Genomic DNA, 16,886 nt, shown 5'->3' on the forward strand with positions numbered 1-16,886 from the left:
AAATCGGCAGGTTAACGGTGCGAACGGTGGGGGTTCGTTAACCTTTGGGCGCCATCGATAAGCGGCGGCTTATCGGTAAGGCGGCGGGCCGAAGCCCGCCCTACGCTGCGTCGACGGTGCGCAGACCGCCCACCCTACCCGGCGAGGTAGTCGGAGCGCTGGAGGCCGTATTTGGCCATCTTCTCGTTCAGAGTCCGGCGGGGTAGCTGGAGCTCTTCCATGACGTTGACGATGGAGCCGCGGTGACGGCGCATCGTGTTGTCGATCAGCATCCGTTCGAACGCTTCGACATATTCCTTGAGGGGCTTGCCCTCGGTCGTCATCACCGGCTGGGTCTCTTCGTTGTCGGCCATCAGGAGCGAGGCGATGGTGCCCGTGCCGCGGCGGTTCTGAAGGACCGCGCGTTCGGCGACGTTGATGAGCTGGCGAACATTGCCGGGCCAGGGCGCCTGGAGGAGCTGGGCGGCTTCCTGCGCCGAGACCTCGGGCGCGTCGCAGCCATATTCGTCGGCGAATTGCTCGGACAGGCGGGTGAAGAGCGACAGGATATCCTCGCCCCGCTGGCGAAGCGGCGGGACGGTGATCTTGAGGGCCGCAAGCCGGTAGTAGAGGTCCGGCCGCAGCGCGTCCTCGCAGGTCTTGCCTTCGTCCTGCAGATTGCAGATGGCCACGATGCGGGTTTCGGCGGGCGTGCCCTGATCGTTGATCGATTGCAGGAGACGGGCCTGAAGGGCGGGGCTGAGCGCCTCCACATCCTCGAGCACGAGCGTGCCGCCGCGCGCCTCTTCGATCAGCGGCAGGGCGTCGTCGGGGCCTGCGGGGCCGAAGAGCTTTCTCGCGAGCGTCTCTTCCTCGTAGGCGCCGCAGGCGAGCAGGACGAACTTCTTCGACGCACGGGCGCCGACCGCATGCAGGGCGTGGGCGACGAGGGTTTTCCCGGTGCCGGTTTCGCCATCGATCAGGACGTGGCCGTCGGCCTGGCCGAGATCGAGAATGTCCTCGCGCAGGCGTTCCATGACCGGCGAGGCGCCGATCAGCTTTTTCATGATGGCGCTGCCGTCGGAGAGCTCCTTGCGGAGGGCGCGGTTGTCGAGGGTCAGCCGCCGGGCCTGCGTTGCCTTCTTGGCGAGCTGGGTCATCCGGTCGGGATTGAAGGGCTTTTCGAGGAAGTCATAGGCGCCGACGCGCATGGCTTCGACTGCCATGGGCACGTCGCCGTGGCCGGTGATCATGATGACGGGGAGCGCGCTATCGACGCTCATCACCCGCTTGAGGAAGGCCATCCCGTCCATCCCCGGCATCTTGATGTCGGAGACGACGACGCCGGGATAATCGGGCGTCAGGCCCTTCAAGGCATCCTCGGCCGAGGGGAAGGTTTCGGTGTCGAACCCGGACAGGGCCAGCCATTGGCTGATCGATTGCCGCATGTCCTGTTCGTCGTCGACGATCGCGATTTTCATGGCCTGGGCCATCTTTGACTACTCCGCTGCCTGTGCTCCGGCTTCGACGATGGGAAGCCGGACTTCGAACACCGCTCCCCCGTCCGGTCCGTTGCGGGCGGTGAGCTGACCGCCCAAGTCCGATACTATGCCCGAGGAGATGGCAAGACCTAGCCCGACGCCGTCGCCGGGCTGCTTGGTCGTGTAGAAGGGTTCGAAGAGGCTATCGAGATCGTCGATCCCGGCGCCGTTGTCGCGGACGCTGAGGATGGCGGTTTCCCCCTGGGCAAGCAGGAGGCCAATCTCGGCGTCCTCCCGCCCCTTTGTCGCGTCGAGCGCGTTTCTCAGGAGGTTGATCAGCACCTGTTCGAGGCGCAGCCGGTCGCCGTAGATCATCACCGGTTCCTCGGGCAGCGTGGTGGTGATCTTGACCTCGCGGGCGCGCAGTTGCGGTTCCATCATCGCGAGCGCCGAGGAGACCGCATCGCGCATATCTATGGGCTCGAACGCCTCGCCGCCCTTGCGGGCGTAGGATTTCAGCTGGCGGGTGATGGCCCCCATCCGTTCGATCAGGTCATCGATGCGCTGGAACGACGACAGCGCCTCCTCCGGTCGCTTGCGCTGGAGGAGGAGACGGGCGCCGGCAAGATAGGTCTTCATCGCAGCAAGCGGCTGGTTGAGCTCGTGGCTGACCGCCGCCGACATCTCGCCCAGGGCCGCGAGTTTCGAGGTTTGAGCGACCGTCTGTTCGGCGGTCTGAAGGTCCTTTTCGACCTTCTGACGTTCGGCGATTTCCTGCTGTAGCCGCCGGTTGAGCTGGCGGAGTTTGGCCGATTCCCGTTGAAAAAGGACAAGGCGCGAGGCGGTCTTGCGGTTCGACACCCCGAAAAGCAGCGCGAGGAGAATCGCAAATCCCGTAATCTCAAGCGCGAGGACGGCATTCACCCGTTCGCGCACCCCCGCATAGGTCGTGAAAGAGGCCATGCGCCAGCCGCGGAACGGCACGCGGGTTTCGGAATACATGACCGCCCTGCCCCGCAGATACGCCTCGGCCGGGACCGATCGCCAGTCCTGGGTCGCGCTGATTGCCTGTTCGATGGCCGATAGCGGCGATTCCCGGTCGAGCGCGTCTTCCATGGTGAAGCCGCGCCAGCGCCCTTCGGTCGCGAGGATGATCCGGCCGGTGCTGTCCATGACGAGCACGGCGTCAGACGTGCCGGCCCAGACCCGTTCGAGCCGGGCAAGATCAACCTCGACGACGACGACGCCGACGACCTCGCCCGCGAATTCGACACGGCGCGAATAGCTGAACGTGTAGCCTGGCGTATCGCGTTCCTCGAGCGTGAAGACGGTCATCTGGGACCGCATCGCTTCGACGAAATGCGCCGCCAGGCGGTTGTTTTCACCCAGGCGCGACCGGTCGAGCGCCGCGACCGTGCGCCCTTCGGCATCGAGCAACCGTGCCGAGGAGGCATCGGCCTCTTCCACCAGTTCGGCAAGGCGTTGGGAGCTTTGCGTGTGGTCGCCGGAGTTGAGCGCGCCCGCGATCGTGGGGTTCTGCGCCAGCAGTACCGGCACGTTCGCCGCGGCGCGCAATTCGGCCATGAGCCGCCCGGCATTCTGCGTCAGGCGGACTTCGGCGCGCTGTTGGGTGGTTTCGGTGAAGCGTTGGGTGAGCAGGATATTGGTGATCCAGACCGTCGCGACAAGCAGCACGATGAGGACGCCGAAAGCGATCCGAAGCGACCAGATACCTCGGTCGCGGGGTTTGGCGGGCGTCTTGGCCATAGTGGAGTGAGTGTAGTGGGCGTGGGTGTGCCGCTCAAGCGTGGGCGAGTTGATCGGTCAGAGCGGCAAAAAGGAGCGCACCGTCGTTGAGGCCGAGCGCCGGGTCGGCGGCGCGTTCTGGATGCGGCATCAGACCAAGGACGCGGCGGTTTTCCGAGAGGATCCCGGCGATGTCGTGGGCGGAACCGTTGGGATTGTCGGTGTAGGTGAAGGCGATGCGGTCTTCTGCCCCAAGGCGGGTCAGGGTTTCCGCGTCGGCCTGATAGTTGCCGTCGTGGTGGGCGATGGGAATTTCGATCTGTTGGCCGGGCTTGTAGCGGGTGGTGAAGGGGCTGTCGGTCGTGGCGACTTTCAGCGTTTCGGTGCGGCAAAGGAAGCTGATGCCGGAATTGCGCATCAGCACCCCAGGCAGAAGGCCCGTTTCGGTGAGGATCTGGAAGCCGTTGCAGATGCCGAGGACGTAACCGCCCCTGTTTGCATGGGCCTTGAGCGCCTTGCAGATCGGCGCGTTGGCGGCGATGGCGCCGCAGCGGAGGTAATCGCCGAAGGAGAAACCGCCCGGCACGGCAACAAGGTCGGTGCCATCGGGCAGCGTGTCGTCCTTGTGCCAGACCATGGTGACCTCGGCACCCGCCTTGCGCAGGGCGACGGCGACGTCGCGGTCGCAATTGGATCCGGGGAAGACGAGGATTGCGGCTTTCATGCGGTGAACTCCGTGACGACGGCGGTGCCCGGCGGGGCAGGACCGTTGAAAAGGGCAAGCTCGGCGCTGACGTCGCTGAGCGCGACCTCGCGGGAGATGAGCGGTGTGATGTCGACGCGGCCCGCCTCGATCAGGCCGAGGAGGCTGGGATAGCGCCAAGACGGCATCCCTCGGGTGCCATAGAGGGCGAGATTGCCCGCATAGACGGCGGCCATGTTGACCTCCATCCGGGCGGTGTGGCCGACGGGCATGCCGACCTGAATGTGCCGCCCGAGGGGGCGAAGACATTCGAGCGAGGCATTGACCGTCTGGGGAATGCCGAGCGCCTCGACGCTGACATGGGCGCCGCCTTTGGTCACCTCACGGATCTGGGCCGCGGCGTCGCCCTTGCGGGCGTCGAATATGGCCTCGGCGCCCAGCTGTTCAGCGAGGGTGAGCTTTTCGGGGACGATATCGACGCAGATCACGCGGGCGCCAAGGGCGCGGCCGAGGATCAGCGCGGCGAGGCCGATGCCGCCGGTGCCGTGGATGGCGAGCCATTCGCCCGCCTGAAGCGCGGCCCGGCCGGTCAGCGCGTGCCAGGCGGTCGTGACGCGGCAGCCGAGGCCCGCGGCCATCGCGGGGGCGAGGCTGTCCGGCAGGCGTGAGAGGTTATGGTCGCGCGGGACGGCGATCAGTTCGGCGAAAGCGCCCGGTTCGGTGAACCCCGGCAGGCGCTGGTTCGGGCAAGTTGTCTGCTCCCCTGCCCGGCAGGAGGGGCAGGTGCCGCAGGCGAGGATGAAGGGCGCGACGAGGATGTCATCCTTGGCGAAGGTCGCCTCCGGCCCCGCCTCGACCACTTCGCCGCAATATTCGTGGCCGCCGATCTGGCCGGGCTTCACCTTGGGATGTTCGCCGCGCCAGCCGTGCCAGTCGGACCGGCAGACGCCGCAGGCCAGCACCTTGAGCACGACGCCATCGGGCGGGCAGTCAGGATCGGGGACGTCCTCGAGGGACAGTGGTTCGTCATAGGCGCGCAGGATGGCTGCCCGCATCAGGCGTCGCCACCCGCGGCACCGGGGCCGTCCGGCGCGTCGGGCCCGCCCGGTTCCTCTGCACCGGAGGTCGGCACGGGAACCGGCATCTCGATCCGGTAGCTTTCGATCACCGTGTTGGCGAGCAGCTTGCGGCACATCTCGTCCACCTGATCCCTGCTGGTGCCGGGATCGAGGTCGAGTTCGATCACCTTGCCTTGGCGCGCGCCGTGGACGCCCGTGAACCCGAGAGAGCCGAGCGCATGCGCGATCGCCTCTCCCTGCGGGTCGAGGACGCCGTTTTTGAGCATGATATGGACGCGCGCTTTCATCCTGCCCCTCCAACTCGGCGACAGATCCTCTTCATCTGGCCAAAAATACTCAAAATCCCAGGCCTCAGTTAATCAGTGTCGGCTTGATGATGGGCGTGGCGTTGGCCGGCAGGACGCCGAGACGCCGGGCGACCTCTGTATAGGCGTCGGCCAGGTTGCCCAGATCACGGCGGAAGACGTCCTTGTCGAGCTTCTGGCCCGTCTCGATATCCCAAAGGCGGCAGCTGTCGGGAGAGATTTCGTCGGCCACGATCAGGCGCTGGAAATCGCCGTCCCAGAGGCGCCCGACCTCGATCTTGAAGTCCACCAGCTTGATGCCGACGCCGTACATGAGGCCCGACATGAAATCGTTCACGCGCAGCGCCAGGGCGACCATATCGTCGAGATCCTGCTGGGAGGCCCAGCCGAAGGCGAAGATATGCTCTTCGGACACCAGCGGATCGCCCAGCTTGTCGTCCTTGAGGCAGTATTCGACGATGGGCCTCGGCAGCGCCTCGCCTTCTTCGAGGCCCAGCCGTTTGGCCATCGTTCCGGCGGCGAGATTGCGGACGATGATTTCAAGCGGAATGATCTCGACCTGGCGGACGAGTTGTTCGCGCATGTTGAGGCGCTTGAGGAAGTGCGTCGGCACGCCCACGGTGCCGAGACCGGTCATGAAGAATTCGGACAGCCGGTTGTTCAGGACCCCCTTGCCTTCGATCACGTCGCGCTTTTCGGCGTTGAAGGCGGTGGCGTCGTCCTTGAAGTACTGGACGATCGTTCCCGGCTCTGGCCCTTCGTAGAGGATCTTGGCCTTGCCTTCGTAGATTTTCTTGCGACGCGCCATGGAGGCTCCAGTTCAGGGCGGGGGTTGCCCGCGGATCGCGCTCTGATACGCGCTTGTCCCCTTGCGGGCAAGCGGATGGCCGGGCATATCTTGCGCAACGTCACAAAGCCCGGGGAGCCCATCCAGATGTCGAACTTCAAGGACCGCGAGAAGGCCTTCGAGAACAAATACGCCCATGACGCCGAGATGCAGTTCAAGGCCGAAGCGCGGCGCAACAAGTTGCTGGGTCTGTGGGCGGCGGACCTTCTGGGCAAGGACGGCGACGACGCGCAGGCTTATGCGCGCGAGGTCGTGAAGGCCGATTTTGAAGAGGCCGGGGACGAGGATGTCTATCGCAAGGTGGCCGGCGATCTGGGCGACAAGGCGAGCGAGGCCGAGATCCGCCAGCAGATGAAGGATCTGATGGCCGAGGCGAAGGCGCAGATCCTGGCCGAGGACTGAGCGCGGGGCGGCCTGAGCCGCCCTCATCATCCAGATGAGAATTATGAGCTGGATTTGATCGCGCGGCTGTGGCACGGGCGCCCGATGGCTGATCTTCTGACACGACTTCTGGGCGAACGCGACTGGCTACTGGCTGATGGTGCCACGGGCACGACGCTGTTCAATATGGGGCTATCGGCGGGCGATGCGCCGGAGCTTTGGAACGCGGACCATCCGGACCGGATCCGCGAGCTTTATCGCGGCGCGGTAGAGGCCGGGAGCGATCTGTTCCTGACCAATTCCTTCGGTGCGAATGCGGCGCGGTTGAAACTGCACGATGCGCAGGGCCGTGTGGGCGAGTTGAACCGGCTGGCCGCCGAGATCGGGCGCGAGATCGCGGATGCGGCGGGGCGGCCTGTGGTCGTTGCCGGGTCGGTCGGCCCGACCGGAGAGATCATGGCCCCGATGGGCGCGCTGAGCCACGAGGACGCGGTGGAGATCTTCCACGAGCAGGCAGAGGGGCTGAAGGCGGGCGGTGCGGACGTGCTGTGGGTCGAGACGATCAGCGCGGGCGAAGAGATGAAAGCGGCGGCAGAGGCCTTTGCCCTGGCCGAGATGCCCTGGGCCGGAACGATGAGCTTCGACACGGCGGGGCGCACGATGATGGGCCTGACCGCGCCACAGGTGGCCCGGCTGATGGCGCGCCTGCCCAACCCGCCGATCGCCTTCGGGGCGAATTGCGGCGTCGGCGCGTCGGATCTGCTGCGGACGGTGCTGGGGTTCGGCGATGTGACACTGCCGGTGATCGCCAAGGGCAATGCGGGGATCCCGAAATATGTGGATGGACACATTCACTATGACGGCACGCCGGAGCTGATGGCGGATTACGCGATCCTGGCGCGCGACGCGGGTGCACGGATTATCGGCGGCTGCTGCGGAACAACTCCCGATCATCTGCGAAAGATGCGGGCAGCGTTGGAGGGCCGTCCGAAAGGCCCGCCCCCGTCGCTGGACGAGATCGCGACGCGGTTGGGCGGGTTCTCGTCAGAGAGCGACGGCACAGGCGAGACAAAGGCTCCGGAGCGGCGCGGACGGCGGCGGGCCCGGGCCTGAAGCGAGGACAATATGCGGGCTCTCGGCTGGATCGGGCTCTTTGGCGCCGCGGTCGCGGTTTTCGGTGCGATCGGCAGCGGGTTGAGCCCGATGCTGGATTCGCTGGGCGTCGGTCTGCTTTTCGCAGTCGTTTTCGCCGGGGCGGTCCTTCTGCTGGCGCTTTTCGCCGGACGCTGGCGGATGGCGGTGATCGCCAGCGCCGTGTTGACCTCTGGCGCGATGCCGCTCGTGCCTGTGCTTGATCCGGGCGGAGCCGATGGCGCGCCGGGCCTGCAACTGCTGCAGCACAATCTGAGCTTTCGGAACACCGATCCGCGGATCGCGGAGCGGATCCGGGATGTCGATGTCGCGACCTTTCAGGAGGTGGCGGGCCCGTCGATCGAGGCACTGGATGCGCTGCCCGAGGGTTGGGCGGTGCAGGTCTGCGCCTTCGCCACGGTCGGGCGGACAGCCGTTGTGAGCCGGCGTCCGGTTCTGGCGTCCGGCTGTCTGGATGAAGGCGGCAGCTGGTTGCGCCTCGACGGGCCGCAGGGCGCGGTGACGGTCGTGTCCCTGCATCTGCATTGGCCCTGGCCGTTTCGTCAGGAGGCGCAGGTCGCGCGTCTTTTGCCCCAGTTGGCCGAGTTGTCACAGCCGGTGATCGTGGCTGGGGATTTCAACCAGACGCCCTGGTCCGCGACGGTCCGGGATGTTGAGACCGCGACCGGTACGGAGGTGGCGCCTGGCCTACGGATGACCTTCCACGTGAAAGACGTCGTTCCGGTGCCCATAGATCACGTGCTTGTCCCAAATGGCTGGAGCGCCGTCGCCGAACGAGCCGAATTGGCCGGGTCGGACCATGCGGCGGTGCGGGCGGTGCTGCGCGGCCCCGCCTCAGAACAGGCTGAGCTGATCTCCGGCCCGGGGTGGCACGGCAAAGAGATCGTTGCGGAGCGGCGGCAGGCGTTCGGCCAGGCCGTTGCGGCGGACGGCGATGGCGAAGCGGTGGTGCATGAGGCGCGCCCAATGCCCCTGCCCTGTGAAACGCTTGCCCCATTCGGGATCGTAGAGCTTGCCGCCGTGAAGCTCTCGGATCCGGTTCAGGATGCGGTCGGCCCGGTCGGGGAAGTGTTCGGCCAGCCAGTCGGTGAAGAGGCCCGAGACCTCTCGCGGCAGGCGCAGCAGGATCGTCGAGGCGGCGATGGCCCCTGCCCCGGCGGCGGCTTCGAGGATCGCCTCGACCTCGTGATCTGTCAGCGCGGGGATGACCGGCGAGACCATGACGCGGACGGGACAGCCCGCCTCGGTCAGGGTCCGGATCGCCTGCAGGCGCCGGGCCGGGGATGGCACGCGGGGTTCCATCAGGCGGGCGGTCTTGGGATCGAGTGTCGTGACGGTCATGCCGACGCGGACGAGGCCCTTGCGGCCCATCCGGCCCAGGATGTCTGCGTCGCGTTCGATGAGCGTGCCCTTGGTCGCGATGCCGACGGGGTGGTTATAGGCCTCGAGCACCTCGAGGATCGCGCGCATGATGCCCCGGTCGCGTTCGATCGGCTGGTAGGCATCGGTATTGGTGCCGATGGCGATGGTCGCAGGGCGGTAGGAGGGCTTGCGCAATTCCCGCTCGAGCACGTCGGGGGCGTCGGGGCGGGCGATCAGGCGGGTTTCGAAATCGAGGCCGGGCGAGAGGCCCAGATAGGCGTGGGTCGGCCGGGCGAAACAGTAGATGCAGCCATGTTCACACCCCCGGTAGGGATTGATCGACCGGTCGAAGGAGATATCGGGCGAGGCGTTGCGGGTGATGACCGTGCGCGGCCGCTCCTCCCGCACTTCGGTGCGGATCTGAGGCAGATCTTCGGGGAGGTCCCAGCCGTCATGGGCCGCCTCGCGGGTCACGGCTTCAAACCGGTTGGTGGCGTTGGTGAGCGCCCCGCGGCCTTTGCGGCGCGCGGCGGGGATCTTGTCGGGGGCAGCGTCTGACATGTGGACAGAATGGAACAAAAAAAGAACATTTGTAAAGATCGGTCGGGGATGCTGCGGCGCGTGTCGTAATTGGTCGCGTTGTGTGCCGCGCATCGGCGCATCACTTTCTGCAAGGGATAAAAGGGTTTGAGCGATGTCGGACGAAGACGACGAAATCATCCTGAGCGAGCTGGACGACGAGGAACTTGTCCAGCAGATGTTCGACGACCTTTATGATGGTCTGAAGGAAGAGATCGAGGAGGCCGTTCGGATCCTGCTCGACCGCGGGTGGGAGCCGTATCGCGTGCTGACGGAGGCGCTGGTCGGCGGCATGAAGATCGTGGGCGACGATTTCCGCGACGGGATCCTGTTCGTGCCCGAAGTGCTGCTGGCGGCGAATGCGATGAAGGGCGGGATGGCGATCCTGAAGCCCCTGCTTGCCGAGACCGGGGCGCCGCGGATGGGCAAGATGGTGATCGGCACCGTGAAGGGCGACATCCACGACATCGGCAAGAACCTCGTTTCGATGATGATGGAGGGTGCCGGTTTCGAGGTGGTGGACCTGGGGATCAATACCGCGGCCGAGGAGTATCTTGAGGCGCTTGAGGCCGAGGAGGCGGATATTCTTGGCATGTCGGCGCTGCTGACAACGACGATGCCCTACATGAAGGTCGTCATCGACGCGATGGTCGAGAAAGGGATCCGGGACGATTACACGGTGCTCGTCGGCGGCGCGCCCCTAAACGAAGAGTTCGGAAAGGCGATCGGCGCCGATGCCTATTGCCGGGATGCCGCGATCGCCGTCGAAACGGCGAAGGACTTCATGGCCAGGAAGCACAACCAGCTGGCGGCAGGGTAACCTGCCTTCGCAGAATATGTCGCAATTGAGGCAAAAGTTTTGCAATTTCTGGATGGACGCCTATCTTCCCTGTTGTCTAGGATGAAATCGGACAATCGGGGGTATGGCAGAGATGCTGGTGCAGACGTTTTTGCTGATGCTTGGAACTGTATACACGGCGGGCGTCCTGTCGATCGCGGCCTTTTGGGGCGTGGGAGAGATGGTCACGGCCGGCGTCAGTTGCCTGCTTCTTTTCGTTGCCGCGGCGCGGATCGGAGATTTTCCCGTCCTGGCGCGCCGCAGCCGAGCGATAGATCACTCCCGCCAGAGTTAACGGCGCTTTTCGATCCAGGAAGCTGCCCACCCGGCGGCGATCCCGTAAATCACGTGCCCGATCAGGGCCACCCAGGCGATGCGCGTAAAGCCGAGGAACCAGGGCTGTCCGGCAAGCTTGGCGATCAGCCCGATAGCGAAGATCCAGAGGCCGACGCCGTAGATGGCGGACGGGATGAGCCATCCCGTCATGCCTGTCACACGCTCCCAAAGCGGGCGGAAGATGAACAGATAGCCGATCGGATAGGCGAGCAGCCCGACGAAGAAGAGATGGACGAGCTGCCCATGAGCACGGGTCGTCGTTTCCATCCCGAGCGTTTGGAGCAGCGAACGGGCAAGGCCGTCGGGCGAGAGGTTGCCCCAGCCGATCAGGGGAGAGATCGCCTGCCCCCAAAGATCAAAAGCGACGGTGCCGACCGATCCGATCAATATCAGGGTAACGAAGGTGGCTGTGTTGAGGCGCGGAAAGGCGCCGGGGTTGTGCGTATTCATGGCTAGCGGTCCTTTGCATGCGGTCGTTTGTGCGGATACGCTCATGACATGGGGCAGAACGTCGCGTTTGAGCAACGTGCGGAAGCTGGGATTGACGGCATGGTGACGGATGTTTCAGACCTGAGCAGACCGACTGACGACGCGGCCTTGCCGGGTGATGACGTGTTGACCGAACGCGGGCTGGCACCATCAGGACAGGGCCGCATCCTGATCGTGGCCTGTGGTGCGCTGGCACGGGAGATCATCGAACTTCGCCGGGTAAACCATTGGAACCACATGGATCTTCAATGCCTTCCTGCCATCCTTCACAATCATCCCGACCGCATCCCGGCGGCTGTGGAGGCCGCCGTCCTGAGCCGTTCGACCGACTATGCCGAAGTCTTCGTCGCTTATGGAGATTGCGGCACCGGGGGGCGCTTGCAGGCGCTTTGCGGCAGGCTGGGCATTTCGATGATCGAAGGCCCCCATTGTTACAGTTTTTTCGAAGGTAACGCCGCCTTTGCCGCGCGGGAGGAGATGACGGCCTTTTATCTTACCGATTTCCTCGTCCGGCAGTTCGACGCGTTCGTCTGGCGGCCCCTCGGTCTTGACCGGCATCCAGACCTTCGCGATGCCTATTTTGGCAACTACGAGAAGCTCGTCTACCAGGCCCAGACGGACGACACCGCGCTGACCGCACAGGCGCAGGAGCATGCGCGCCGCCTCGGCCTTCCTTTCGAACGCCGCTTCACAGGCTACGGAGATCTTGGGACGAGCCTCGCAGAACGTGCAAGATAGCTTTCATCTTGCCGAGCCCCTTAACGGATGCGCTTAATGCTTTTGGGCCTCGTCAGACAGCGTTGGTAGCGTCCGGACCAGAAGGCTTATGAGGAACGCGGTGCTTATGCCAAAGGTCAGAAGCCCCGCGATGGCCGCAAAGGTCGCAAACACCCTAACCTCGGGCTGAAGAACAACGTCACCGTAGCCAAGGGTCGTGTAGGTGACGGTCGAAAAGTAAAAGCTCGTCGGAAAGTCGCCAAATGCATCGACAAGCAGAAACGACCCGGCCCAGATCCAGATCTGGATCGTGTGGGCAATGACAATCACGATGATGCCGAAGAGCAGGATACCTCCAGCTTTGATCATCATGCCTCGCGGTGCTAGTGCGGATGCAAAGCGCGGGAAGGCCGGTAGGCTCACTATCACCGCGCCGACGTGGATAAGGGCGCAGACCGCCAGCACTCCTGTTCCGTAAAGAATCTGCGTCATCAAAGACATGGCAAAGCTCTCACTATTCACCGCGGATATCATCGAATAGGCTGGCGGCGAAGCTAAGGCTCTGGATGGTGATCATGAAGACGTTTCTCGCTCCGGCAGTTCTTGCTGCCACGATTCTTGTCGGACACGTCGCTGTTGCCCAAGGTGATGCCCCTGCGCCGCGACCGGCCAAGGTGGCGACGGTCACATCGGGCGACAGTGTTCTTCAGCGGACCTATCCGGCCATCGTCCTGCCCTCGCGCGAGGTCGAGCTGTCCTTTCGCGTCAGCGGGCGGATCGAGGAACTGCCCATTCGCGGCGCCATGCAGGTGGCCGAGGGCGACGTGATTGCCCGGCTCGACCCGCGGGATTTCGAAACCCAGATCCTGCAGCTTGAAAGCCAGCTTGATCAAGCCAATGCGGAACTCCGCGCCCTTCGCAGTGGTGCGCGGGCTGAAGAGATCTCTGCCCTCGAAGCGGCGGTCGCCTCTGCACAGGCGCAGGTCGATCAGGCCAGGGATCAGGCGGAGCGGACCCGCGAACTGGCCGAGCGCGGCGTCGTCGCAGATGCGCGGCTGGAACAGGACGAAGCCAACCTGCGCGTCGCGGAGGCCAACCTTCAGAGCCAGCGGGAACAGCTGCGGATCGGCCAATCGGGCGGCCGGCCAGAAGAAATCGAGGCGGCGGAAGCGGCGATACGGGGGCTTGAGGCGCAGCTTCAGGTCGCCCGCAACAATCTGGACGATGCGACCTTGCGTGCGCCGTTTTCTGGCATCATCGCGCGGCGCGATGCGGAAAACTTCACGAACATCCAGGCGGGGCAAAGTATCGCCCTGCTGCAAGCGCTTGCCGTGGTTAATCTTGCCTTCGACGTGCCGGGGCCGGATGTCACGGCTCTGACCCGCAACGGACCGGATCAGATCAGCAATCAGGTCGAATTCGATGCGCTGCCGGGGCAGCGCTTTGATGCGGAAGTCGTGGAATTCTCGGTCCAGGCGGATACGGCAACGCAGACCTATCGCGGCCGGGTTGCCGTCACTCTTCCGGAAGATGCCTTCATCCTTCCCGGCATGGTGGCCCGTGTCATTTCATCTGCGCCGGGCGGTGATCCGATGCTGACAGTCCCGTTGAGCGCGATTGGCGCCGATCCCGACGGGTCGTCCTTCGTCTGGGCGGTCGATGACAGCAGCAGTGTTTCGAAACGGTCTGTATCCTTGGGAGAGGTCGCAGGCGGCAGCGTCGCCATCTCTGGCGATATCGCCGAAGGGGATACGGTGATTGCCGCAGGGGTCAGTCAGATCCGTGAAGGGATGGTCATCCGGCCCGTTACCCGCATCGGAGGCTGATCCATGGACCTCGCCAAGTTCGCGATCGAGAAGCGGGTGATCTCTGCCGTCTCGACGCTCCTGATCCTGATTGCCGGCTATTTTGCCTATATGAACCTGCCGCGGTTCGAGGACCCGGAATTCATTATCCGTCAGGCCCAGATCATCACGCCCTATCCCGGCGCTGGCGCTGAAGAGGTCGCCGAGGAGGTGACAGAGGTCATCGAAAACGCCCTGCAGCAGCTTCAGGGCGTCGACGAGGTGCGATCAGTCTCGTCCCCCGGCCTCAGCAACGTCACGGTCGAGTTCACGATCCAGTCGACCCCCGATTACTTCGAGCTGTACCAGCGTTTCCAGCAAATGCGCGCCAAGATCGGGGATGCGCAATCCGAGTTGCCGCCGAATGCCTTGGCAAGCCAGGTCTTCGACGATTTCGGCGATGTCTACGCGCTCTACTTTGCCGTCACGGGCGAAGGCTACAGCCTGCCGGAGCTTTACGAATACGCGAAGGATCTGCAGCGGGAGCTTGTGACGGTCGATGGCGTCTCCAAGGTCGTGCTGAACGGTGTGCAGGATGAGGTCATCTATGTGGAGTACTCCCCTGCCCGGCTGATCGAGCTTGGACTGGCACCCCAGCAGATCGAGCAGATCCTCGAGGGCCAGAACCTCGTCGCGCCTGCAGGGTCGATCGTGGCGGGTGAGACCCGCCTGGAATTGCGCCCGGAAACCGCCGTCAGCTCGACCGAGGCGATCGGCAACCTTCTAATCACCAATCCGCAGACGGGCGCCTCTTTCCGTCTGTCCGATATTGCCGAGATCTCGCGCGGGCTGGCGGAACCGGCAACCACGCTGCTTTTCCGGGACGGTCAGCCCGCCATCGGGATCGGCATCTCGAACACGATCGGCGGCAATGTCGTGAATATGGGTGATGCGGTGAAGGCGCGGATGGATGCGCTGATCCCGGAACGCCCCGTCGGCATCGATGTCGTCCCGATCTCGGACCAGTCCGCGACGGTGCGGGTGTCGGTCAACGATTTTGTGGTCAACGTCGTCGTCGCGCTCGTCATCGTTGTGGGCACGCTGCTGGTCTTCATGGGCCTTCGCTCTGGCATCCTGATGGGGGGCATCCTGCTTGTGACGGTCGCGGGCACGCTTTTCGGGATGTATCTTTACGGGCTCGACATGCAGCGCATTTCGCTTGGCGCGCTCATCATCGCGCTTGGAATGCTTGTCGATAATGCCATTGTGGTTGTCGAAGGTACGCTCGTCCGTGTTCAGAAGGGAGAAACGGCGGCGTCCGCCTCACGCGCTGTCGTCGCGCAAACCCGGTGGCCGCTTCTGGGCGGCACGATCGTCGGCATTCTTGCCTTTTCGCCGATCGGGTTCTCCCCAGACAATACCGGCGAATATGCGGGCAGCTTGTTCTGGACGATCGCCATCGCCCTGCTTTTTTCGTGGCTCGTTGCGATCTGGCTGACGCCTTACTACTGCACGCTCCTCCTGAAGTCCGGCACCGCCGAAGACAAAGGGGAGAACGCGATCCTGCGCGGCTACCGCACTCTTCTGCGCCGGGCGATCAACGTTCGCTACATCACGGTCGGCGCCATCGCGCTGCTTTTCGCCTCATCCATCGCGATTTTCAGTGCCGTCCCGCCGGGCTTTTTCCCGTCCTCGACCCGCGACCAGTTCGTGATCGACTACTTCCTGCCCCAGGGCACCGATATCGCCGCGACCGAGGCCGACCTGCTTGAGATCGACGCGCATGTTCGCGGCATCGACGGCGTGACCGGCACCAACCTCCTTGTCGGCGGCGGCCATCTGCGCTTCATGCTCATCTACGAAAGTGAAGATCAGAACCCCGCCTACGGCCAGATCCTTGTCGATGTCGAGGATTACCGCCTGATCGACGAGATACGCGGCGATCTTCAGGCCCATATCGACGACACCTATCCGGATGCCAACGCCAAGGTCTGGCAGTTCGTGCTTGGCCCCGGCGGCGGCTCGAAGATCGAGGCTCGCTTCTTCGGTCCCGATCCCGTCGTATTGAGGCAGCTTGCAGAGCAGGCCAAAGGCATCATGGGCGACGCAGGCGCCATTGCGATCAAGGACGACTGGCGCGAGCAGGTGCAGGTCATCCGCCCCGTCATCAATACCGAAAACGCCCGCCGCCTAGGTCTGACGCAGAGCGAGATCTCGAATGCGCTCTACAACCACCTGAGCGGCGCGCGCCTGGGCGTCTACCGCGAGCGGGACGAGCTGCGGGATGTCATCATGCGCCCCTTCGAAGCCGATCGCGATGAGGTCGCCCGGTTGAGCGACGTGCAGGTCTACAGCCAGACAGTCGGCGGCTACATCCCTATCGCGCAGGTGGTCGACCGGTTCGAACTGGTCTTTGAGCCCGGCAACCTCCGGCGCATCGACCGCCAGCTGGCCATCACCGCCCAGGCGGACAACGCACCCGGCGTCCTGTCGGGAGACCTCTTTGCAGAAGTCCGCGGACCGATCGAGGCGATCCCGCTGCCGCCCGGTTACGCGATGGAATGGAAGGGCGAATACGGCAACTCGCAAGAGGCCAATGCCGGCCTTGCCGCGACCATGCCGCTTGGCTTCGGGGCGATGATCCTGGTGGTCATCCTCCTCTTCAACGCGTGGAAGCAGCCGCTGATCATCTGGCTGACTGTGCCGCTGGCGCTGATCGGGGTGATCTACGGGCTGGTTGCTTCACAAACGCCGCTCGAATTCATGGCGATCCTCGGGATCTTGTCGCTGACGGGGATGCTGATCAAGAATGCCATCGTCCTGATCGACGAAGCCGACAGCCAGATCGAGGCCGGGAAGGAGCGGATGCAGGCGGTCGTCGACGCTGCCGTCAGCCGGGTCCGGCCGGTCTCTCTCGGCGTGCTGACGACCGTGCTGGGGGTCGTGCCCCTGCTTTGGGATCCTTTCTTCCAGTCGCTCGCCGTCGTGATCATCTGCGGCCTCAGCTTCGCAACGATCCTGACGCTGATCATCGTGCCCACGCTCTACACCATTTTCTTCGGCATTCCCCGGGAGGACAGCCCAGCGCAGGAACAGGCTGCCTGACGC

General features: G+C 64.4%; 15 protein-coding genes and 2 pseudogenes. 8 read left to right on the plus strand and 9 right to left on the minus strand.

All coding sequences use genetic code 11. From position 1 onward, the window contains the following. Positions 1–134 precede the first annotated feature (134 nt). The 6 genes and pseudogenes from AADZ90_RS09345 to purC all read right to left on the minus strand — a co-directional run bounded on the left by AADZ90_RS09345 (position 135) and on the right by purC (position 6,101). On the minus strand, positions 135–1,472 hold the full coding sequence (locus tag AADZ90_RS09345) for a sigma-54-dependent transcriptional regulator (protein WP_367309723.1): 1,338 nt from the start codon (positions 1,470–1,472) through the stop codon (positions 135–137). 6 nt (positions 1,473–1,478) lie between these two features. Further along, entirely contained in the window at positions 1,479–3,227 is a 1,749-nt protein-coding gene (locus AADZ90_RS09350; RefSeq protein ID WP_367309724.1) for a sensor histidine kinase, read from the minus strand. Between the two features lie 34 nt (positions 3,228–3,261). Then, positions 3,262–3,930, minus strand: coding sequence for a phosphoribosylformylglycinamidine synthase subunit PurQ (gene purQ, locus AADZ90_RS09355; protein WP_367309725.1), 669 nt, complete (start codon positions 3,928–3,930; stop codon positions 3,262–3,264). Beyond that, complete coding sequence (locus AADZ90_RS09360) at positions 3,927–4,964, minus strand: zinc-binding dehydrogenase (protein ID WP_367309726.1); 1,038 nt, start codon at positions 4,962–4,964, stop codon at positions 3,927–3,929. Before AADZ90_RS09360 ends, purQ begins: the two co-directional genes overlap by 4 nt. An 86-nt stretch (positions 4,965–5,050) precedes the next feature. Continuing rightward, positions 5,051–5,275, minus strand: a pseudogene (gene purS, locus AADZ90_RS09365) (phosphoribosylformylglycinamidine synthase subunit PurS); the annotation flags it as partial. Between the two features lie 64 nt (positions 5,276–5,339). Beyond that, positions 5,340–6,101, minus strand: a complete 762-nt coding sequence (gene purC, locus AADZ90_RS09370; RefSeq protein WP_367309727.1) for a phosphoribosylaminoimidazolesuccinocarboxamide synthase — start codon at positions 6,099–6,101, stop codon at positions 5,340–5,342. 126 nt (positions 6,102–6,227) lie between these two features. Between purC and AADZ90_RS09375 the strand changes: the two genes are divergently transcribed. The 3 genes and pseudogenes from AADZ90_RS09375 to AADZ90_RS09385 form a co-directional block, all read left to right on the plus strand. Continuing rightward, positions 6,228–6,542, plus strand: a complete 315-nt coding sequence (locus tag AADZ90_RS09375) for a DUF1476 domain-containing protein (RefSeq protein ID WP_367309728.1) — start codon at positions 6,228–6,230, stop codon at positions 6,540–6,542. Between the two features lie 84 nt (positions 6,543–6,626). After that, positions 6,627–7,634, plus strand: coding sequence for a betaine--homocysteine S-methyltransferase (gene bmt / locus AADZ90_RS09380; protein WP_367309729.1), 1,008 nt, complete (start codon positions 6,627–6,629; stop codon positions 7,632–7,634). 219 nt (positions 7,635–7,853) lie between these two features. After that, positions 7,854–8,414 (plus strand): annotated as a pseudogene (locus AADZ90_RS09385) (endonuclease/exonuclease/phosphatase family protein); the annotation flags it as partial. A gap of 93 nt (positions 8,415–8,507) precedes the next feature. Here AADZ90_RS09385 and AADZ90_RS09390 read toward each other — a convergent pair. Next, positions 8,508–9,596 (minus strand): PA0069 family radical SAM protein, encoded by a 1,089-nt coding sequence (locus AADZ90_RS09390; protein ID WP_367309730.1) that lies wholly within the window; start codon positions 9,594–9,596, stop codon positions 8,508–8,510. Positions 9,597–9,729: 133 nt separating this feature from the next. On the opposite strand from AADZ90_RS09390, the gene AADZ90_RS09395 reads away from it, so the two are divergent. Beyond that, a complete protein-coding gene (locus AADZ90_RS09395) occupies positions 9,730–10,434 on the plus strand; it encodes a corrinoid protein (RefSeq protein WP_367309731.1) in 705 nt (234 codons plus the stop codon). A 103-nt stretch (positions 10,435–10,537) separates the two neighbouring features. Continuing rightward, entirely contained in the window at positions 10,538–10,747 is a 210-nt protein-coding gene (locus AADZ90_RS09400; RefSeq protein ID WP_367309732.1) for a hypothetical protein, read from the plus strand. On the opposite strand, the gene AADZ90_RS09405 is transcribed toward AADZ90_RS09400, so the two are convergent. Further along, positions 10,744–11,238: a hypothetical protein gene (locus tag AADZ90_RS09405; RefSeq protein WP_367309733.1), complete on the minus strand. Its 495-nt coding sequence runs from the start codon at positions 11,236–11,238 to the stop codon at positions 10,744–10,746. The two genes, AADZ90_RS09400 and AADZ90_RS09405, sit on opposite strands and share 4 nt — an antisense overlap. A gap of 99 nt (positions 11,239–11,337) precedes the next feature. On the opposite strand from AADZ90_RS09405, the gene AADZ90_RS09410 reads away from it, so the two are divergent. After that, positions 11,338–12,015, plus strand: a complete 678-nt coding sequence (locus AADZ90_RS09410) for a DUF1638 domain-containing protein (RefSeq protein ID WP_411996988.1) — start codon at positions 11,338–11,340, stop codon at positions 12,013–12,015. Positions 12,016–12,048: 33 nt separating this feature from the next. Here AADZ90_RS09410 and AADZ90_RS09415 read toward each other — a convergent pair whose 3' ends face one another. Continuing rightward, complete coding sequence (locus AADZ90_RS09415; RefSeq protein WP_367309734.1) at positions 12,049–12,363, minus strand: ion channel; 315 nt, start codon at positions 12,361–12,363, stop codon at positions 12,049–12,051. A 206-nt stretch (positions 12,364–12,569) separates the two neighbouring features. Here AADZ90_RS09415 and AADZ90_RS09420 point away from each other — a divergent pair, with 206 nt between their 5' ends. Next, positions 12,570–13,820, plus strand: a complete 1,251-nt coding sequence (locus tag AADZ90_RS09420; RefSeq protein ID WP_367309735.1) for an efflux RND transporter periplasmic adaptor subunit — start codon at positions 12,570–12,572, stop codon at positions 13,818–13,820. Positions 13,821–13,823: 3 nt separating this feature from the next. Continuing rightward, positions 13,824–16,883 carry an efflux RND transporter permease subunit gene (locus tag AADZ90_RS09425; protein WP_367309736.1) on the plus strand — a complete coding sequence of 1,020 codons (3,060 nt, stop codon included), beginning with the start codon at positions 13,824–13,826 and terminating at the stop codon, positions 16,881–16,883. Positions 16,884–16,886 lie beyond the last annotated feature (3 nt).

This window comes from Aestuariibius violaceus (genome assembly GCF_040779325.2).
Lineage (GTDB): Bacteria > Pseudomonadota > Alphaproteobacteria > Rhodobacterales > Rhodobacteraceae > Aestuariibius > Aestuariibius violaceus.